Source organism: Marinoscillum furvescens DSM 4134 (assembly GCF_003386095.1).
Lineage (GTDB): Bacteria > Bacteroidota > Bacteroidia > Cytophagales > Cyclobacteriaceae > Marinoscillum > Marinoscillum furvescens.
Window position 1 is genome coordinate 1 of the sequence record NZ_QREG01000059.1, and the last position, 1,449, is coordinate 1,449.

General features: G+C 41.1%; 2 protein-coding genes. Both read left to right on the plus strand.

Annotation, left to right across the window (positions count from 1 at the left end; all coding sequences use genetic code 11):
- Positions 1–116: 116 nt before the first annotated feature.
- On the plus strand, positions 117–800 hold the full coding sequence (locus C7460_RS23420; protein ID WP_115870565.1) for a hypothetical protein: 684 nt from the start codon (positions 117–119) through the stop codon (positions 798–800).
- A 274-nt stretch (positions 801–1,074) separates the two neighbouring features.
- Positions 1,075–1,380 carry a hypothetical protein gene (locus tag C7460_RS23425; protein ID WP_115870566.1) on the plus strand — a complete coding sequence of 102 codons (306 nt, stop codon included), beginning with the start codon at positions 1,075–1,077 and terminating at the stop codon, positions 1,378–1,380.
- Positions 1,381–1,449: the final 69 nt, after the last annotated feature.

Sequence of the window (1,449 nt, forward strand, 5' to 3'; positions counted from 1 at the left end):
GGGAAAACTTCATGCACGGTTTGATGAAGGGGGCGCTGGCAGTTCTATTTCGCTATATTTATAGCAACATGTAGGGCTGTCAGGCTCTACTCTACCAGGGCATAACTGCAATTCGCATGGGAACTTGGAGTGAGAAAATAAAAGATAACGACACAACTCTAGACATCTACACTAAATTTTTCGAACGTTACAACGCTGGTGAGAATCCTACTTCCGTATCGAAGGAAATCAGGCGTGAATTCCAAGAATACTTCAGCGATTCAGATGATCGTAATAATTCGTTAATTGGATTGGCACTTGCTCAGTGGGAGACGAAATCTCTTGAACCCGAACTCCTGCAAAACATTGTTGATTTGATTTCTTCTGGTGATGACTTGAAGGTCTGGAAAGATTTAGGTGCTAATGAAAAGTCACTTAAAAAGCGACAAAAGGAACTTGAAAAATTCTTGACCTTAATCTCTAATGAAAGGCCAAAAGCAAAGCGCAGAGTACGGCCAAAAATCGAATTCTCTGCAACAGAAATTCTCAGAACCATATCTCCTGACAACCAAAAGGAGCTTGTGGTTCAAGACGAATACTCGAACGGAGAATACATTCACACAAGCGGAATCATGAACTGGTTTTCAGGAGGTGGTGCAGGCATATTCTATCACAACAAAGCCAACAGCAAACTTACCGCTAACTGGATTGATACCCAGAACATAGTACTAACTCATGAGCCGCGATTGAACTTTAGCAAGAAGGAGAACAAGGCATTCTTCAGTGGTGATGAAGTGCATTTCAACTATCGAGAAGGATAAAACGGCCCTGTAACAAGCGATATGGCGAATGGCCAACAGAGCTACTTGATACTTCTGTGCAACTCGACCGTGAAGCTGCCCATTCTGCCAGCTTCTGTGCTTCTAGCTATTTTCATCTTTCTGGATTTTGACTTGTAGAACGCAGTGCTTCGTAGATGCCGTTGTAGGTGTTGGGCAGTTTCACTATTTTAGCTGTACTTGCCAACTGTGGGGTGAGTCGCGTAGGCACTCAAACCGATAGTTGGTCGATAGAAAAAAATTGCTCAACGTAGAAATGAGAAAACAAATAATATTTTTAATCGTAACTTTTTCACTTACAGCATCTGAACTTCTCGCTCAAGAAAAAATTATAGAAATCAAAATAGGAGGACTTTCAAGTAAGGACTTTAGCTCAGATCCGGAATATAACACAAGTAAAAGTCTTTTATCTTTCCCTATGGGTGGCGTTTATTTCTACTCCAAAACAAATGACAACTACTGGGTTACGTATGGCCTTGAATACCAGAAACTCGGGAATGTTTACAACTATTACACTGGTTTTAACAATGAACGAAGTATCCCTTCGGTGTTGAGCGTGTAGTGTAAGTTTTTGATTTTAGTTATGGGGTTGTTGGCAGTAGCTTGGAGAGGTCATTTACCTTGGTATCTG

Coding starts and splice junctions, on each gene's coding strand:
- C7460_RS23425 (WP_115870566.1), top strand. CDS start 1,075: ATGAGAAAACAAATAATATTTTTAATCGTAACTTTTTCACTTACAGCA.
- C7460_RS23420 (WP_115870565.1), top strand. CDS start 117: ATGGGAACTTGGAGTGAGAAAATAAAAGATAACGACACAACTCTAGAC.